Annotated in this window: 17 protein-coding genes; 1 reads left to right on the forward strand and 16 read right to left on the reverse strand. The window is 47.6% G+C overall.

All coding sequences use genetic code 11. The features are described from left to right. Positions 1 to 368: 368 nt before the first annotated feature. The 14 genes from HUU10_06315 to HUU10_06380 form a co-directional block, all read right to left on the reverse strand. Positions 369 to 3,323 (reverse strand): ATP-dependent helicase, encoded by a 2,955-nt coding sequence (locus HUU10_06315; protein ID NUQ81207.1) that lies wholly within the window; start codon positions 3,321 to 3,323, stop codon positions 369 to 371. Then, positions 3,324 to 4,361, reverse strand: coding sequence for a DNA cytosine methyltransferase (locus tag HUU10_06320; protein ID NUQ81208.1), 1,038 nt, complete (start codon positions 4,359 to 4,361; stop codon positions 3,324 to 3,326). It lies immediately after the preceding gene. A 170-nt stretch (positions 4,362 to 4,531) separates the two neighbouring features. Next, on the reverse strand, positions 4,532 to 4,990 hold the full coding sequence (locus HUU10_06325) for a hypothetical protein (protein NUQ81209.1): 459 nt from the start codon (positions 4,988 to 4,990) through the stop codon (positions 4,532 to 4,534). Continuing rightward, complete coding sequence (locus HUU10_06330) at positions 4,981 to 5,220, reverse strand: hypothetical protein (protein NUQ81210.1); 240 nt, start codon at positions 5,218 to 5,220, stop codon at positions 4,981 to 4,983. Before HUU10_06330 ends, HUU10_06325 begins: the two co-directional genes overlap by 10 nt. Positions 5,221 to 5,388: 168 nt before the next feature. Beyond that, positions 5,389 to 5,730 (reverse strand): nucleotide pyrophosphohydrolase, encoded by a 342-nt coding sequence (locus tag HUU10_06335; GenBank protein NUQ81211.1) that lies wholly within the window; start codon positions 5,728 to 5,730, stop codon positions 5,389 to 5,391. Further along, a complete protein-coding gene (locus HUU10_06340; protein ID NUQ81212.1) occupies positions 5,723 to 6,619 on the reverse strand; it encodes an HNH endonuclease in 897 nt (298 codons plus the stop codon). The genes HUU10_06335 and HUU10_06340 overlap by 8 nt, the downstream gene beginning before the upstream one ends. 392 nt (positions 6,620 to 7,011) lie before the next feature. Next, complete coding sequence (locus tag HUU10_06345; GenBank protein ID NUQ81213.1) at positions 7,012 to 8,841, reverse strand: cyclomaltodextrinase N-terminal domain-containing protein; 1,830 nt, start codon at positions 8,839 to 8,841, stop codon at positions 7,012 to 7,014. Between the two features lie 25 nt (positions 8,842 to 8,866). Next, a complete protein-coding gene (locus HUU10_06350) occupies positions 8,867 to 10,504 on the reverse strand; it encodes an arginine--tRNA ligase (protein NUQ81214.1) in 1,638 nt (545 codons plus the stop codon). Next, the gene (gene rsfS, locus HUU10_06355) at positions 10,501 to 10,929 is read right to left on the reverse strand and encodes a ribosome silencing factor (GenBank protein ID NUQ81215.1); all 429 of its coding nucleotides are present in this window, start codon (positions 10,927 to 10,929) and stop codon (positions 10,501 to 10,503) included. Before rsfS ends, HUU10_06350 begins: the two co-directional genes overlap by 4 nt. Positions 10,930 to 10,931: 2 nt before the next feature. Next, positions 10,932 to 11,435 (reverse strand): LytR C-terminal domain-containing protein, encoded by a 504-nt coding sequence (locus HUU10_06360; protein ID NUQ81216.1) that lies wholly within the window; start codon positions 11,433 to 11,435, stop codon positions 10,932 to 10,934. After that, positions 11,435 to 11,929: a hypothetical protein gene (locus HUU10_06365; GenBank protein ID NUQ81217.1), complete on the reverse strand. Its 495-nt coding sequence runs from the start codon at positions 11,927 to 11,929 to the stop codon at positions 11,435 to 11,437. Before HUU10_06365 ends, HUU10_06360 begins: the two co-directional genes overlap by 1 nt. Before the next feature lie 56 nt (positions 11,930 to 11,985). Continuing rightward, a complete protein-coding gene (locus tag HUU10_06370) occupies positions 11,986 to 13,242 on the reverse strand; it encodes a hypothetical protein (GenBank protein NUQ81218.1) in 1,257 nt (418 codons plus the stop codon). Beyond that, positions 13,220 to 13,867, reverse strand: coding sequence for a sigma-70 family RNA polymerase sigma factor (locus HUU10_06375; protein ID NUQ81219.1), 648 nt, complete (start codon positions 13,865 to 13,867; stop codon positions 13,220 to 13,222). The genes HUU10_06370 and HUU10_06375 overlap by 23 nt, the downstream gene beginning before the upstream one ends. Before the next feature lie 71 nt (positions 13,868 to 13,938). Then, on the reverse strand, positions 13,939 to 14,862 hold the full coding sequence (locus HUU10_06380) for a TIGR01777 family protein (GenBank protein ID NUQ81220.1): 924 nt from the start codon (positions 14,860 to 14,862) through the stop codon (positions 13,939 to 13,941). 128 nt (positions 14,863 to 14,990) lie between these two features. Here HUU10_06380 and HUU10_06385 point away from each other — a divergent pair, with 128 nt between their 5' ends. Next, entirely contained in the window at positions 14,991 to 15,134 is a 144-nt protein-coding gene (locus HUU10_06385) for a hypothetical protein (GenBank protein NUQ81221.1), read from the forward strand. 11 nt (positions 15,135 to 15,145) lie between these two features. Here HUU10_06385 and HUU10_06390 read toward each other — a convergent pair whose 3' ends face one another. Beyond that, positions 15,146 to 15,781: a radical SAM protein gene (locus HUU10_06390; protein ID NUQ81222.1), complete on the reverse strand. Its 636-nt coding sequence runs from the start codon at positions 15,779 to 15,781 to the stop codon at positions 15,146 to 15,148. A 1-nt stretch (position 15,782) separates the two neighbouring features. Continuing rightward, positions 15,783 to 18,368 carry an AsmA family protein gene (locus HUU10_06395; GenBank protein NUQ81223.1) on the reverse strand — a complete coding sequence of 862 codons (2,586 nt, stop codon included), beginning with the start codon at positions 18,366 to 18,368 and terminating at the stop codon, positions 15,783 to 15,785. Positions 18,369 to 18,483 lie beyond the last annotated feature (115 nt).

Here is an 18,483-nt window from a genome sequence, read left to right on the forward strand (position 1 = left end):
ATCATGAGAGCGTTGTGCTCTTCACATACAAAGGTCCGGACTTTGGTACAACCGGTCTTTTCAGGATGGTATCGGTCTGTAACAGGTTGTAACGGGGAGAGAGGGAGACGGGCTGGTAATTTTCGCTTTTCATACCAAGCGAAGATGGGTTTCTTTATTCTCTTTTTCTACTTACCCCCCAAGACCTGGGCGATGTGCATCTGGGTTTCTGCTTAAATGAGCATATAATTAACGGTTTGCATATATGTGCAATAACAGATTAGAATTACGTACCTTATCGCTTAGCATAAGGTCTTTTAGAGGCACCGACATTCGATTTACCACTTCACTTGCAATTGAAACATAAACGCTGTTGTAAGCCGTACTTCTCATTCCACGTCACTGAAACTTCTAACTCCAATCCTTGTTGTCCCATTAGTTTCTGGTATATGTATTGGACTTGGAACTTCAGTCGAGTTGAACTCTTGTTTCTGTTTCGAGCAGATTTTTCTAAAGTCGCATTCCTCACATTTACCATTACTTGGTCTCATAGGAAATTCTCCGTCAAGAATTCGATTAACAGCCCACTCTATATTTTGAATAGCAGATTCAATAGCTTCATCTGTAATCGGAACATTTACTCTATTTGGTACCTCTTCCGTATTTGGTGCTTTTAGTAAATGAACCGAACCTGTTTTCGCATTCTCTCCTAAAACTATGTCTGCTGCATAAGCATAAAGCTGAACTTGCAATGAGAGATTTATCCAGAAAAAGGGATTTAACTGTCCCTCAGGAAAATCCATTGACTTGAAATCTATTACTCTTGCTTCTAAAATATTTCCATCATTATCCTCTCGTAATAGTAAATCGATTGAACCTGTAATTAATGCTTTATCAGCTTTTAACTCAAAACGCTGCTCTAATGATCGGCTTTGCACAAAATCTTCTGGATAACCTTCTGCATAATTACCTACTAAAAGTTTTGAGGCATTTCTGGCTCTTTCATAAGGTCCTTCTCTTTCAGGATCTCTTGATGGAAACACATGTTTTAAATGAAAAACATCCTCAGCAATTTCTTCAGCTTCTTCTCGTGTCGGTGCAGTATTTGAAAAAAGTTGATGAGTCCTATTAATAGCAGTATGAGTAGTTAATCCATAACCAAATAACTCAGGTACAGCAGGACTGTAGCCGTAAATTTTACGAAATTTATACTTCATCGGACACTCTAAATAGTCCTTAATTTCTGTAAAACTTGTAGGCATTGACTCTTCGTCTATACGAGGGCGTTGTTCTACTCTCTCTATATTATCGGGTAAATTGTTTAAGTCAGTAACTATTGCAGGGTTATTAAGTCCTTGGATTCTCAGCTTATACGGACTAGGTCTTTTTTCGGTGGTTAGACCTGGTTGAATTTTACTGCCAGTTATATATAAAAATCTTTCTGCTCTAGTCAATGCGGTGTAAAATAATCTTGCTTCACCTGAATTATTGCTCTGATACAAGCCTCTGTTCAAGGCATTTTGAATTAGGTTAATCGGTAACCAGCCTCGATAACCTCGGTTGTCTCCTGGGAATCTTCTATTAACAACATCAATAATAAATACCACTGGGAATTCAAGCCCTTTCATTTTATGGACTGTCGAAATTGTAACCGCATCAGGTCTCGACATAAGCTCTACTTGGGTTGTATCATATCCAGATTCGGCTACATTTTCGAGAAAATTTAACACACTTTGGTATCTATGGCCAGTATCAATACTTACAAACACCTTTTCAACATCCAAAATAATTCCACTGAACACACCCAAATCACGCATTACTTGTTCTTGATTCTGAAACTGTGTAGTTGAAACTCTAAATGCTTCTAATAATTCATGAACTAATAATTGAGGATAGACCTTTCTTCTAGCTCCGCCAATTGGTCTATGAATTTGGTTATTCCAATCAGCTAAAATTTCTAAAAATCGATTTAAATCAGCATTTGGGAAGACGGGTAATATATTCGAATTGAAAAAATTTATTGCTTCTCTTCGTGGATATCCGGGAGACCTTAAAAGCCCCATTGAATCTCTAAGTGTTCTTGCATGAAGTCTTTCAAAAATTGACCCTTCTGCTTCGATTAGGTAATTAATATCAGCATCTGTAAGCGCATTAGTGTATTCTCGATGATATGGTGCACCACCATTTCGAGTACCACCTTGCACTGAACGCATCAATATTGCAATGTCAGATTTAGAAAGACCTCTTTCTGACCCGTCAGTTTCTATGTATTTAGTTCCAAGCAATTGATTTATTCGGTTAGCAATCCACTCAGCTTCATCTTGCTTAGTGTCAAACCAAAGGTTTCCGAAGTGCTGAATATTCCCATCGGAGTTTGAAACTGGTGCTTTATCAATTCTTGCAGTACTTAGTTCAAGCTGAATAAATCTGTCTGATGTGGAGACTATAGTACTTGTGCTTCTAAAGTTTGTAGATAGGGTATGGGTAGAGCAATTTGGGTATCTCTGGTCAAAATCAATTATGTTTCGAACATCTGCACCTCTCCAACCATAAATGGATTGATCATCGTCACCTACTACAAATAAAGAATTGAGGCGGCTGTATAATCCCCTGATTAAACGTTCTTGGGAAATATTAACATCTTGATACTCATCAACCATTAGATGCATGGCATTTTCCAGTGCTGCATTTATTTCTGGATTATTATTTTCTAGTGCTTCAACAACCAATCGAATCATTAAAGAGAAGTCAATGTATTGGTCAGAGTTTAATCTATTACCTATATTTTTAAGGCAAGAACCCAATGAGACATCTTCTAATTCAATTTCATCAAGAGATAACATTTCATCATTAGCCATCTTCCAAGCATTCGAGACTTCAGCAATGGTCTGGAACATTCTAGCATTTCTAGTATCTGCTAAAATGTTCAATCCTAATTCATAATATCTTGACAGCAAAAACAACTTCAATCGGTTCTCATCAAGTACTTCATATTGCCGATATTTCGCATTCATGGAGCCTAAAAGATTTTGGCAAAAAGCATGTATTGTTCCTATGTACATTGCTCCAACTAAAGCCACAGGTAGTCCAGCTTTTTCAAGGGCAGATGCAACTCGTCTTTTTATAGATTCAGCGGCTTTTTCTGTAAAAGTAAACGCAATTACGCTCTCTGGCTTTGCACCTTCATGAATTAGTCTGGCGATTCTGAAGGACAGAGTCCTTGATTTTCCTGATCCAGCACAAGCCAAACATAAAATTTCATTTGTGTCATCAATAACAGCATTGTATTGGTCATCAGTTAATGATAAATCAATAGCGGAATAAGTGTCTCTGAAAAGTGGCATTTAAAAATTCTTTTGTTGAAGGTGAGTCAGAATGTGTGATTTGATATTCTCAGCTTGGATTTTACTGAACTCAGGTGGTAATGCATTCCCAATCATCAATGCAATTTTTGTCCTCGGAGCATCAATTGGAAACTTATATGTCTTTGGGAATGATTGAAGCATGGAAGCTTCTCTGGCTGAAATACATCTATCTTGCTCTGGATGAAGAAAGCGACCTTTGGAAGGGTTTAAACAACCACCCGTGATTGTTGTCGAAAAATCATCCCATCTCAACCGACCATATACGTCATTAAAACCTACATTTTCTTTTTGATGACATTTTAATTGCCGGTCTTTACCTAAATCTTTCCTACTCCCACCATTTTTGGGAATATCTTTAATCAAATTCAATATTTCATCTGAGTGATTAGGAAAAATCTGATGTAATGGGTCTTTTGAGTTCTCAGGTTTTGGGAGTTTACCTATAACTTGCCTAACAGTTTTTTTCTTTTTTGTTGGTTCTGCAATTTTTAACGGTGCTAATCTAGAACCAACTAATACCAATCTTTTTCTGCTTTGAGGCACACCGTAGTCTTTAATGTTAACTATTTTCCAATCTGGTTTATAGTATCCTGCTTTTTCTAATTCTTTGAGTGCGGATTTAAATGATTTGTCAAGTGCTAAACCGGGCACATTTTCCATCATGAAAGTGTAAGGTTTTAATTCTTTCACAAATCGTACAAACTCATTAATTAGCTGATTTCTTTCGTCTTCAACAGGTTCTGGCTTATTAAGCCTTCGTATTGAACTGAATCCCTGACAAGGTGGGCAACCAGCAAGTAAATGAATCGTTTTGTTGCCAAGTTCTTTCTTAACATTCTTAGTTGAAATGTTTCTAATATCGTCAGTAATGACTTTGGTCTTTTTATGATTCAGTTTATAAGCCTTTGATGCAAGCTCATCAATTTCAAAAGCAAGCTGTGTCTGGAAACCAGCCTTGTGAAGTCCTTCGGTCAGTCCTCCAACTCCACTAAATAAATCTATTGATATCAATTTCATATGTCGAATATCGGTTTTTCTAATATGGCTTACGTTTTACGTATTGGCGATGGTGGGGCATTTGGAAAACGTCAGCCCAACACTTGCACAAATACCCAATTGAAATACAAATGTTGAATGTGCAACTGTCAGCCCCACTATTGCCAATACGATGTTAGCACTTGTTTTTATCATTTTGTTTCTGGATACCACCAGCCTTCGTGTTTACGTTTATATTCTTTCCCTCGGTCGTCGATAATTACAATCTCACAGACAAAAGGACTTTCCAAATAGTCTGCATTTCCTAAATGTGGTCTTGTTTGTTTTAAATCAAATTCTTTTGTCATTGTCGCTGAACTCACAAAGTCCATTGTCGAGCCGCTATTTTCAACTAATGTTGGAAACCATTTATTCCAATGCTCTATAGATTGCTTGATTTGGTTAGTTAAAAGTTCAGTTGGTTCGGCTATGTTCTTTAAAATGTCAACTGTCAATTTACAGCAATTAGTCTTGCGAGCCTGTTTTAATAAGTGTCCCATAAAATAGTCTTCATTTATGTAGTTCATTAAACTAATAAATGAATGTCCGAAGTTGTGAGAAACACTTTTTAAAGGTTTATGACTTGTCATTTCGTGATTTTTTATGGCCAAATAAATTCTTTCGCTTTTGGACTTTCTGGGTCAAACCATTCATCAGCAATTTCTTGAAAAATTGGTTGTCCTTTTTTGTCGGTTCTTGTTTGAATTAAATCCCCGACAGGTGCACCGTGTAAATATCTCAGTCGTCCAGTTGAGTCGAACTTAATCTTTCCGTCATTAAGCAACGCATCAAATTTTGGCCAATTCTTGATATTGTCTTTCGTTATTCTAATTCTGTCCATTGTTTATTGGTGTCGCTCTAAAATTGGTGCTAACGTTTTGCAGCTACCCGAAGGGCGGGACTATTACCACAAAACTTGATTTGAAAAACTAATGTTTGATTAACCACAAAACTGTCTTTGGAACACGAAACCCCGCCTTTTGGGTAGGTGCTGTTATGCCTAGTTATTTTATAGTTCATTGTACTTTTTGTTCGACCCTTTGCTTTTGTCTACTAGGTATTTTAAATCATTCTTATTCACTTTATTTTTTACAGCACTTTCAATGTCTATTCCAAATTCGTCACTGATATATGTGAGAAAAATAAAAATGTCGGCTATTTCGTCAGCGATTTTTTCTTTTGGAATTAGATTTATTTCTTGTTCATTTTTCCATAAAAACAATTCATTAAGTTCAGCAACTTCAATACCTAGTCCTAACAATAGGTCTTTTATTTTATGAAACTGTTTCCAATCTCTTTTTTGCCTAAATTCTATAATCAAGGCTTTTAACTCATTAATATTATTACTCATTTCTAAATTCAAATTTTTTAGACTTTAGCGCTTCTTTTGAAGGGTGTAGATTAATATTTTCTGGTAAACGAATTGTTGTCCCATTAAGTTTTTGATAGTATTCAGATTTTACTTCTGGGCTAATGTGAATTTTAAATGACTCATCAATATACAACAATCCATTGTCGTATAATTTATGTAAATCTACTCTAAGTAATAAACCATTTTTAACGTGATTTGAATTTTCGTCAAAATATGGTTGAATATGAGCCGCTTCAAGTAATTCAGGTGTTGTTTCATTTGTAATGCAGCATTTGTTTGAATATGCAGTTGTTATAATTGCTCTGAAATTTCCTTGACCCTTTCGTTCAGTTACAAGTCTTGATTTTTTTAGTTTTTCTAGTGTGGTCGGTAAAAGTTCAAATTCTTTTACCATTGATTCTGTAGCAATTTCAAGTGGATCATTTTCATTGTAGTACTTTATTTTTACAATGAATCTTGAAAAATCAATCTCATAGTTGTCTAAATCCAAAAATTTGTCATCATCATAATAGACAGCATTTGTTAATACTATACAACCAATTTCGGAATCTGTTACACTTCTTTCGTCTGAACTGTTGGAGGCTTTATACTTATCTAATCGGTCAATTAAATCCTGTTTACTTGTACAACCATTTTTGAAGCCGTATTTATTCCAAGCGTCATTAACAGACATATTTTTATACTCAACAAATTGACCATAACCACCAATTTTTCTTATTGGTGATTTCAACATAAAGTACAATTTGTCGCCACTAGCAAGGCGAGAAACATTCCATGGTGTTGGTGTCCAAAAATTAATTTCCGAATTCAATCCTTCGGTTCGGAGGAACTTAAACCATTCTATATCAGTCGGTGAAATTGCAAACATTGTCGTTTTTTATAATTAGGCATAACTCGTTTATAGCTCTCTAAAACATTCCCCAATCCGACTAATTTAGATGGCTATGGGAATGTTTAAGCCGTTCACTCACAGTAGATCAGTTTTTTCCAGAAGCCTACGAAATGAATGTCTATCCTCATGGATCGTCTGTCAAACGTATTTGTCTTTCCCGGGCATCTCATTAACTCATTTTTAACCAACCGTTAAAGTAACAGACCCTGTTCACTTTTTCAAGAGGGTTTGCAACGTGCGTCGTTTGGTAACAAACCGGTAACAGGCGGGCAGGAAAGGAAGGGGAACCGGTGAGAGTAAGAACCCTCACCGGGTGGGTAAGTGATCAGCGGCCGGAAGTGAGGCTCCCTTCCGGCTGGCAGAAGGGGTTACCGAAGCTGGTAAATTCGGGTCGAGGTGCCCGGTATTTTAATTTTCATGTTTCCGGGCAGGGTTTCTTCCCCGCCGTTCATGAGGTCGAACAGACTGGCAAAGGGGGCGGTGTCTGGTTTAATCATGGACAGATCGAGCTCCTTCGAGAGAAAGGCCGTGTTCACCACCACCAGAATCCGGTCATTGCCCGATTCCCGTAAGTACCAGTACAGATCGCCCTTCGGCGGATACTGAACGGTTTTGCCTTTGGTCAGCGCCGGGTGGTTCTTGCGCAGACTGATCAGCTTTTGGGTGTAATTGAAGATCCGGTTTTCCTGCTCGGTCCGTCCGGAGGCCGAAAAAGCATTTCGTTTATCCGACTTCCATCCACCGGGGAAATCCTCCCGGATGGTTCCGTGATCGGGTCCGCCATACAGCCCCAGTTCGGTTCCGTAGTAAATCGAGGGAACACCGCGCACGGTGAACAGAACCGACAGCGCCATCAGGAATTTATCCACATCCTTATCGGCCTGATACATGAGACGTTCCACATCGTGATTATCGAGAAACGTGAGCAGACGGTTCGGCTCGGGGTACAAAAAGTCCTGGGTGAGGGCATGGTACAGCGGCTTGGGACTTTTTTCATACGCCACCAGCCGTTTGGCCGCTCCGTAAAAGCCGAAATCGGTAACCGATTCCATGTGGGTGTCGATGGGAGACAGCGGATTTCCACCCTGGAAGACCGATACATAAACGGGATTTTCAATCCAGACTTCACCCACGATGGTGAGAGTGGGATACTCACGCTTCATGGCCTGATTCCACGCCGATTGATAGTCGAGGTAGGCATACGGATAGGTGTCTTCCCGGATGCCGTGCAGACCGGCAAACTCCACCCACCAGATGGTGTTCTGAATCAGGTAGTTGGCCATGAACGGATTCCGCTGATTCATGTCGGGCATGTAGGGAGAAAACCATCCCTGCTGTTCCACATTCCGTGACTGAACGTCGCCGTAACGGTCCACCAGATTTTCCTTCTGATGGATGGGTTTCAGATAACCCGCCTTTGAACCGTGAATCCAATCCTTAAACGGCAGATCATTCATCCACCAGTGTTCAATCCCGATGTGATTGTTCACGTGATCCACAATGATTTTCATATCCCGTTTACGGGCTTCATCGACCAGTTGCCGGTACTGGTCATTGGTTCCGTAGCGCGGGTCGATTTTATAAAAGTCGGTGGCGGCATACCCGTGATAGCTGATTTTTCCGCGGTTTTCCACCAGCGGATTGATCCAGACGGCGGTGACGCCAAGTTCCTTCATGTAATCCAGGTTGTTGATAATCCCCTGAATGTCTCCGCCATGGCGTCCGAAAGGATCTTTCCGGTCCACGCCTTCCAGCAGACCTTCCACCTGATCGTTGGAAGGATCGCCGTTGGCAAACCGGTCGGGGGTGATCAGATACACCACATCTTCACTGTTAAAGCCGGTGTAGCGCTTTTCGGGGCTTTCCCGTTTCCACAGTTCATAGTCGATGGTCACCGGTTTCTGACCCGGCTTGGTGATTTTGAACTGATACGTGCCGGGTTTAAGCGAATCGGCAATGCCGATATCGACAAACAGGTAGTTCGGGCTGTCGGCCGGGTGCACCTTCTGAACCGTCAGTCCGGGATGTGAGCTGGTTACCTCACTGCCTGCCAGGTCTTTTCCGTGAATGAGCAGCTGCAGCGGAGCCCATTTCATCCCGACCCACCAGTTCAGCGGCTCCACGCGCGAAACCGATGGTTGATTCGCCAGCAGGGAAGTGGCTGTCAGCAGTGCAAAAAGGAGAGAGGTGGTTTTCACGTGTGGTCCTTCCTTACAAAGGGGTTTACATCCGTTCGGGTGCCTGAATGCCCAGAATCCTGAATCCGTTGGCCAGCACAATCCGGGTGGCTTCGCACAATGCTAACCGTGCATCGGACAGATCCGGTTCCACCCCGATCACATAGTTCGAATGATAGAACTTATGGAATTGGGTGGCCACATCGTTCAGATAGGTGATGAGACGGTGCGGTTCGCCCGAGGTGGCGGTCATGAGAACGGTATCGGGAAACTGAAGCAGCAAACGAATCAGATCCAGTTCATCCGCATTTCCGAGCGGTGACAACTCCCGGCCGGTTTCCCAGCGGTGAAGACCGGCTTCGGCCGCCTTCCGGATAATGCCCGAAATACGGGCGTGTGCATACTGCAGGTAGAAAACCGGATTTTCGTCGGTCTCTTTCCTGGCCAGTTCCAGATCGAAATTCAGGTGCGAGCCCATGCTGCGCATCAGGAAGAAGAACCGCACCACATCGGGACCCACTTCATCGGTGAGCCAGTCGAGCGTGATAAAATTGGCCTTCCGTGTGCTCATTTTGATGATTTCATCTCCCTGAGTCACGGTAACAAACTGGTGGATCAATACCCGGATCCGGTCGGCATCGTAGCCGAGAATTTTCAGCGCCAGCAGCACATCGGGGTAGGTGGCAATGTGATCCGATCCGAACAGATCGATGACCAGATCAAATCCCCGTTCAAATTTCTGAATGTGGTAGGCGATGTCAGGCAGCCGGTAGGTGGGTTCGCCGGTGCTTTTCACCAGCACTTTATCCTGCTCGTTCCCGAAATCGGTGGTTTTAAACCAGACCGCCCCATCCTTGTCGTAAATGACGCCCTTGTCGCGCAGGCGCTGAAGGGTGGAATCGACATGACCGTTCTCGTACAGCGAATTTTCGTTGTAGTACACATCATGACCGATCCCGAGACGGGTGCATGAATTCCGGATGTCTTCAAAAATGACTTTTTCAGCCCGGTCTTTAAACGGGGTCACATCGTCTGATGACCGCAGACTGTCGCCATGATCCTGAATTATTCCGGCCGCAATGTCTTTGATGTACTCACCCTGGTAGTAATCGTCGGGGAAGGAAATGGTTTCACCCAGCAGTTCCAGGTAGCGCAGGCGGACCGAATCACCCAGCACCCGCATCTGGCGGCCGGCGTTGTTAAAATAATATTCACGGATGACTTCATAGCCAATCCACTGCATCAGGTTGGCAAGGGTATCTCCCAGCACCGCCTGGCGGCCGTGTCCGATGGTGAGCGGTCCGGTCGGGTTGGCCGATACAAACTCGACCATCGCCTTTTTACCGGCACCCACGTTGTGACGGCCATAGGCGTTCCCTGCCTGTAGCAAGTCGTTTAATTGGCGGAAATAAAAGGCAGGTTTCAGGCGGAAATTGATAAAACCAGGTCCGGCAATCTCGGGCTGATCCAATTCAGCAGACGGAATCTCCATGGCGGCGACCATTTCACGAGCCACCAGTTGCGGATTCTTCTTCTCTCTTTTTGCAATGGTAAACGCACAATTGGTCGACCAGTCGCCGTGTGCCGGGTTGTTCGGCACTTCAAAATGGACATCTCCCGGCTGATAGGCATAGCCGGTCTTCTTCAGCGCCGCCGTGACCAGATCGGACAGAAATGCTTTCACGACTGGCTCCCGGATGGAGTGATCTTAATACCCGATACCGTGTCCTCCACGCGTTCATAAGGGGCATCGGCCCATAACCGGTCCAGACCGTAGAAATCACGCGCATCCTTATAAAACACGTGAACCACCACATCGACATAGTCGAGAAGAACCCACTTCAGATTGGAATACCCTTCGGTGTGCCACGGTTCCCATCCGGCTGCCGTCAGGCTGGCATCCACCGAATCGGCAATGGCTTTCACCTGCGGATCGGATCCGGCGGTGCAAACCACAAAAAAATCGGTGATATCGGTAAGGCCTTTCAGGTGGATGATTTTTACATCTTCGGCCTTTTTATCCAGCGCAGCGGTGGCTGCTTTCAGGGCAAATTCATGGGCAACCGATACACTATCGGTTCTTTTTTGTTTCTTACTGGTTTTGATCATTCTTACTTTTTATTAAATGGGGTGAGCGACTTGAAGTCTTTGCCGATGACCACGGTCAGGTCGGCATAATATTCCCAGCTGACCTGGGTGAGTATACGGGCGGCCGGCAGTCCGAGACCATCGGCCAGCTTTTTAGCAGCAGCTTTATCGCCGATCCGGTCAATCACCACCGATTCAGCCACGTTGAACGAGGAATAATTCCCCTTATCAATCACATCGAATCCCTGCTGGCGTAAAAACGCCACCACCTGATCGGTTACCTTCGGAACCCCGTTGCCATTGAGCACCTGAATCTGAATGACCAGTTTCGGATCGATTTTTTCGGGATCCAGATCGGATGGCTGAGGAGGCTGGGTACTGAAATTCACGATCAGCATGATGATAAAAATCAGCGACAGGCTTCCCAGCACGCCGATAATGATCATCAGGGATTTGGATTGAGGTGGTTCAGGAAGAAGCGGTTCGTTCCCGGTTGGGTTCTGAATGGAGTCGTCTGGTCCGGTCATTAAAACCCATTCCAGGGAGAGTCATGCAGCCAGGAGGAGCCAAATCGGCTGTATCCGAACGGGCGGTCCCACCAGCCGGCATATCCGGCAGGAATCTGGTGATATCCAAATTGAACCGTGGTCGAAGCAGAAGGTTTCCAGGTCAGCGAGAGATTTTTGAGATACACCTGTGCGACTGAACCGGAGTAGGCGGCCGCCTGTGAACCAAACGGATCATGCATCACGCCGACATCCATTCTGAGCCAGACAGGTGAGTTGAACTGATACAGCATGGTTCCGGTGTATTCACCACCCGATACGGACCGTCCGCCACCCGACATCCACGACAGACTGTAAGAATGGTGCAGATCGAGGCGGGAGAGATCGATCACCGGCGGGCGCGATGCCTGGCTGAACAGCGACGGTCCGGTCATCACCGGGGCCGGTCTGGCCATCTGCGCAGAGACCACCGGGGCCATCAGCAGAAGTGAAATCAGAAATACCGGAATTTTCATAGATGGAATTTACGAATCAGGTCCCCGTTTTTCAATTTGCCGACCGGGGAACCGACTCAGGGCTTGCCGAAGTTCACCACCCGGAAGTGGAAGCGGTCCTGCTGACGTTCATCATCGAGACGGTATTTTCTCAGCTCGGGATGCGTGGCCAGAAATTTCCTGAATCCGGCATCCTTCGAGGCTTTCACTGCCAGCAGGGAATCGACGGGAACGCCGGCCCGGATGGCGAACAGATATTGATTGGCCTCGGCCAGCGTCATGATGTCGGCCGGTTCCTTCACCTGAATCACCTGATCGGGTACGGTGGGATGCCACATGCGGCTCTGTGTCTGAACCACCCGGTAATCCATGGCCTTTCCGGTTTCAGGGCCTGTGGCCGTCAGCACCGGTAAACCGGGGAAAATCAGACGAACCCCACGGACGGTCAGCTCATCCACCGGGACCAGCGCATACACCGGCAATTCCCTGCTCACCTGAACGCGGTCGGTAAACTCGGGTAAGGTGATCACCATGGTGGCTGTTGCACGATCGTCGGGACGGCTGAACATCGCAGCCAGGTCCGATTTCAGTTCGGCAGTCTTCTTTGCTCCCAGCCGGGAAACCACCCATTCCTCCATCAGTTCGCGCATCCGGAATACATCCGGATCGAGAAGCAGACGACCATCCTGATCGATCAGCAGGGCCCGGGCCAGAACCGCGGTGACTGAATCCACCTGGCTGAGACCGGCCGCATCCAGACCGGCGCGGCTCAGTCTGTCCTCCATTTTTGATGAAGTGATGGCGGGGATGGCGGGTGAACTGTAGAGAACCATGGAGGGTTCGCCCTGTTCACTGATAAAAAATCCGATCTGTTCGGTGGCCGATCCCAGGACCGGGGCTTTTCCCGTAGACCAGAATTCCCACAAACCGGCATGAGTCGGTTCGCCGGGTAAAAAGCGATTGGCGGGGACCGGGTGTACAGCCACCGGTTCGGGAACCGGCGCTTTTGTGCCACCGGCAAACCAGATCAGTCCGGCGGTTACCAGAACGGTGGCGGCGGCAGCCCAGCCCAGGGTAGTCCGGTTGCTTCCGGCGCGCTGTCTTCTTTCCAGTTTGTCGCTGATCTGGCTGTAGAGATAGGGGTTTTTCGGCAACCGCGAGGCCGGACCGTCCTTGACACCCAGACGGACCGTTTCAATAAAAGTCACGTAGTCCCGGCACGCACGGCAGGTTTCCAGATGAGCAGTCAGATCGGGGTCCGGCCGGGAACCCTGACCATCGGCCAGTGAGCCGAGACGCTCGGCATACGATTTACAGGGAATCATCTTCTTCATGATCGGCCGGTGACCAATAAGGTGCCAGAATGTCTTTCAGGGCCAGTCGTGCACGGTTCAGCCGTGATTTGACAGTCCCCAGTTCCAGATTTAGGACCTGAGCAATTTCCTCATAGGACAGGTCATCAAAATCGCGCAGGATGATAATGGTCCGGTGTTTTTCCGGCAGGCGCGAGAGGCCCCACTGGACCAGCTTTGTCCGTTCGCCGGCAATCACCGCCGAATCGGTTTTCAATTCGGGGTTGATCGGATCCAGTTCCATTTTTTCAAGGCTGAAAAACCGGCGGATCCGGCGTTTTCTGATTTCATCGCGGCAATGATTCACGGCAATGCGGTAAATCCAGGTTCCCAGATTCGACCGGTGTTCAAAGTGCCGGATGGAGGAATACACTTTAATAAAGATATCCTGAACCACATCATCGAGTGTATCGGGATCTGACAGAATGGAATAGACCAATCCCCGTACTTTTTCCTGGTATTGTTTCACCAGTCGCTGAAAAGCAAGGCGGTCGCCAGACTGACAGGCAATGGCCAGTTCGTAGTCCGGGGTGGCTGTCATGATCACCGGTGGTTCCAGTGCAGCCGCTCTCGTGTTGCTCATTTCATCGGTCTCCTGACTGTTCAAGTCTGCTCCTTCTGACGTCATGGATGGTTGACAGTTCCAGGGGTTATACCGGATTTCATGAGAAAGGTTTCTTAAGCAGGTTGTTTGAGCAGGTCACGCAGGGCGGGTTCCAGAGAACTGAATCTGAATGAATAGCCGGTTCCGAGGGCTTTTGCCGGTCTTACCCGCTGACTGGCGGTCAGAATCACAGCGGCCTCGCCCAGCAGAATCCGCAGGGCAAAGGCGGGCACGGGAAGCCAGGAGGGACGGCCAAGCACCCGGCCGAGGACCGAGGCAAATTCCTTAAACGGGACCGGTTCCGGGGCGGCAGCATTCAGCGGACCCGACACAGAGGGATTGTCAATGGCGTGAAAGATCAATCCGGTTTCATCTTCGACATGAATCCACGGAACATACTGCGTTCCCGGCAGAACCGGTCCGCCTGCAAAGAGTCTGAAAGGAGTCAGCAAGCTGGCCAACGCACCCGAGGCGGTATCCAGCACCACTCCCGTCCGCAAAACCACAGTCCTGATTCCGGACTTTTCGGCCGTCATGGCCAGCGATTCCCAGGCACCCGCCAATCCCGCCAGAAAGTCCTTCCCAGCCGGAGCTTCCTCATCGAGCCACAGAGGCCCCTGATCGCCATAAATCCCAACCGCCGATCCATTGATAAAGACGGCTGGTTTACTTTTCGCCAGTTTCATGGCCTCGACCAGCACCGAAGTGGTTTTCAGGCGGCTCTCAAGCAATTCCTTCTTATATGAAGGGCTCCAGCGTTTTCCAATCACCGAGGCACCGGTCAGATTAATCACGGCCGCGGCGCCCTCTATCTCCTGCGCCCAGGCATCCTTTGCCGACAGGGTCCAGGTTACCCACCTGACTTTTCCGGAAGGCCGGGGAGTGCGGCTGAGGCCAACAACTTCATATCCCAACCCGACCGCCTGCGCAGCCAACGCAGACCCGATGGCACCCGAGGCACCGGCGATCACCAGTTTTTTCAATGTGCGCTCCTTCACTTATTAAGGCTGGAATTTAATGTTACACCCATTTATCGTGGGTTGAATCACAAACGGCTTCAGAAAATATCCCGACTTTTGTTCCCTGAATCCCCAACGTCCCCGGGAAATAAAAACTGGATAAGACCATGCGAGATCTCATTGTTTCTGCCATCTTCTTTCTGTTCTCGGCCATTCTGCTTGTGGCCTATGATTCCTCTGAAAAGAAATCTTCAACCGATTCTTCCCGGTCGGTGGCTCAATCCACTAAAGAAAACAGACTTTCCAACTGATTGATTCCGGTTCAGACTCCCCGATCGGAGTGTGGCCACAGTATTTTGTGCAGCTGAAGCTGAAACCGGACCGGAATTCCGCTCTCAGCCACCCAGCCGGCCAGTTCAGCCGGATCCTGTTCTCCAAAGACCGGTGAAACCAGTACCGTCCATCGGGTCAGGTTCAGCGCTGAAACCCGTTCCAGGATCCAGTCGAAATCGGGTCGCCCGCTCACCACAAATTTAATTTCATCCCACGGAGCCAGATCCTGCACCAGTAAGTAGTCGTTGTGTTTCATCATGCCGCTGGAAGGCGTTTTAAAATCGACAATCTTGCGCACTTCACGCGGAACCCGGTTAATGGGCAGACTTCCCGAGGTTTCCAGCAGGACTTCATACCCTTTTTCGAGCAGAACCGTCATTAACCGGTACACCCCATCCTGCAGAAGGGGCTCGCCGCCGGTGATTTCGACCAGCTGGCAGGGAAAGGCCGCTATCTGATCCAGAATCTGGTCCAGTGACCGGTCATCGCCTTCATAAAAAGCATACTCCGTGTCACAGTAGGTGCACCGCAAGTGGCATTCCGTGAGCCGGATAAAAATACAGGGGCGGCCCACATGGGTGCTCTCGCCCTGAATGCTGTAATAAATTTCGTTTACTTTGAGCACGTCACGGCCACCGGATTTTCAGTTTACGTTTGGCTTCTTCCGCTGCTTTCTTTGCCGCTTCTTCTGCCTGTTTTTTGGCTGCTTCGGTGGCAGTATCGACCTGCTTCTGAACTTCCTGCTTCACTTCTTCGGTCTTTTTGGTAATTTCCTCATTGATTTTCTGACCGACGGCTTTGGCAGCCCGCAAGGCGGTCTTTTTCGGATCCGGTTTGATGGTCGGACTCAGGAACGTTCCTCCCACCAGCAGATCCACAATCACGCGGTTCTTGCTGTCAGTCACCGACTGATTGACCAGTTTGCCATATTCCGACCCGTTCAGGCCATCAGACATGCCGGGCGGAAGGAACAAGGTGACCTCATAATTGATGCTCTGATCCAAAGCCTGCCAGCCAGAGGCCTGAATTTCGGTGGAACCGGCGGTGGTATTCAGTCCATTCACGAACAGTTTTCCTTCCTTAATCTCCAGCCCGGTCTGGAAATTGGCGAGTTCCAGACGGTTCAGTTCAGGCGACTGAAGAAAGGTGGCGATGGCCGATTGAATTGGGTGCCCGGCCAGCACACCGGTCGGGATCCCGGCCGTTCCAAGAGCCGTCACCGAATTCAGCACCGGCGCAAGGGAATCGTTCAGGGCACCCTTTACGCCTAAATCACCCGACAGCGTCCCATCGAGGTAAGGACTCAATTTAACATAGGATTCAATAACCGGGAACGTGGTCAGGGCTTCATCGCTGTTCAGCCGGTCAACCCGGAAGGAAAAATCATAATCGGCGCCCATGGGTGCCTTTAATCCGATCAATCCTTCCAGAGAAATGGTTCCGCCCATAAAGGTGGCGCGGGTTCCGCTCAGCCGGATGGTCTGATCCCGGATGGTCAGCGTGGAGGTAATGCCGGTTGCCTTGATATCGAGATACCTGAACTCCCCGATTTTTGCAGAGAAGGTCGCCACAAACGCTGGCAGGACCGGCACCCTGAGTCTGGCTGTATCGGCCGGAACCGGCTGAACCTCTTCGGCCGGGGCTGCCGACAGATCGACAAAGTCACCCACCACCAGTTTTTCAGACACCAGAGATCCGTTCAGGGTTGGAATCAGCGGCTGACCTTCCGGTTTCAGAACAAATCCCAAATAGTTTTCCACCTTTGAATTCAGCAACACATCACTTTCCCCGATCCGGACCTGAAAGTTCTTCAGTTCTGCCACCGACTTGTTGATATCGAACCGTCCGTTCAGTTCACGGATGGCGCCGGGCAGATACCCCTTCTGATCAATTTTCAGATTGTTAAAAATCACCGATCCCGAGCCGTTCAGTTTTTTGGGATCCAGGGCCGGGCCTTCTATCTGAAACGACGATTGAATGGTTCCGGCCAGATCCAGTGAATCGCCCAGCGGATAAAAGGATTTGATGTCGGCGGTGTTGAGGTTTGCATTCACCCCGATTTTCACAACCGGTTCGGTAAAATTTTTCACCGAGGCATTCACGTCAAAGCGGCTGCCCGCCACGGCCCCAAGTACCTTCAGGGTGTCGAGGTTGTTTTCGGTTCCGGCCAGCAGCACATTCAGACCAGACAGGGAAGCCGGAAAGCCGGCATACTGAATGCTTCCATTCCTGAGATCAAGCCGGTAAGTGACCTGCGGAATGGCTGACCCACCGGCCAGTCCGTTCACGGTTGCCCGGAAGGAAAACGAACCACCGGCCGTCACCGAAGCGGCTTCCTTCACCAGACTGACGGGAACCAGCGAAAGCAGGGGTTTCAGTCCGATTTCTCCGGTTTCAACCACCAGATCCGTCATCCAGGTGGAATCACTCACCGATCTGACTGATCCGCTCAGATTCACATCCATGTCGTTTAACCGGAAGGCCGACCGGGAAATGGTCACCGACTTGCCATCGAGGGTTGCAGTGAGATCCTGATCCAGGGTCAGCGAAATCTGATCGGCCACCGTACCGGCTGCCAGTGAGGCGGAAAGGGATCCGACCGACAGCAGGTGTGCCAGATGAATGGCCTCCTCTTTCAGATCCAGCGACAGATCATAATCGAGGTGTTTCACCGTTACCGAGGTTTTTTCTTTCAGGTCCTCATAGACCAGACGAGCGTTTCTGATCTGCACCGATTCCAGACGGATGGCCGGAGGGGCCGCTTTCACGGTATCGGCCGGAACTGGTTCCGGAGCCACCGAGTCGGCTGCAGCGGGAATCATGGATGAGAAGTTGAACTGACCATCGGGATGACGGATAACCTGAACGGTGAGCCCTTCCAGAAGCAGTTCCTCGACCACCACCTCACCCGAAATCAGCGCCCAGACATCGACATTCACCCGGAATTCGTTCAGAGAAACAAACGGACCGGCTCCAAAGACCGGATCTTCTGAAAGTGACACTTCCTTTAAAACCACTTCAACGGTTGGGAAGACATCCAGCCCTGCTTTTCCGACCGACAAGGTTCTTCCGGTTTGTTCTTCCACCACAGGAACCACGGCTGTGCGGATTGCTTCCTCGGTCACCATCAGTTTCAGGGCTCCCAGCAACAGAGCCACCAAAACCACCGGGATCGCAACCAGTATCAGGATCCATTTTATTACAGGTTTCATTGATCAACTTCTCCCTATTCAGGTAAAAAACAAAAATACCCGATTCCCGTCTTCTTTTCCCGTTTTAAACTCACAATCCAACGGGCATCCGCGCCTGATTTGGAAGAAATGGAAC

It is taken from the genome of Bacteroidota bacterium (genome assembly GCA_013360915.1).
Classification (GTDB): Bacteria; Bacteroidota; JABWAT01; order JABWAT01; family JABWAT01; genus JABWAT01.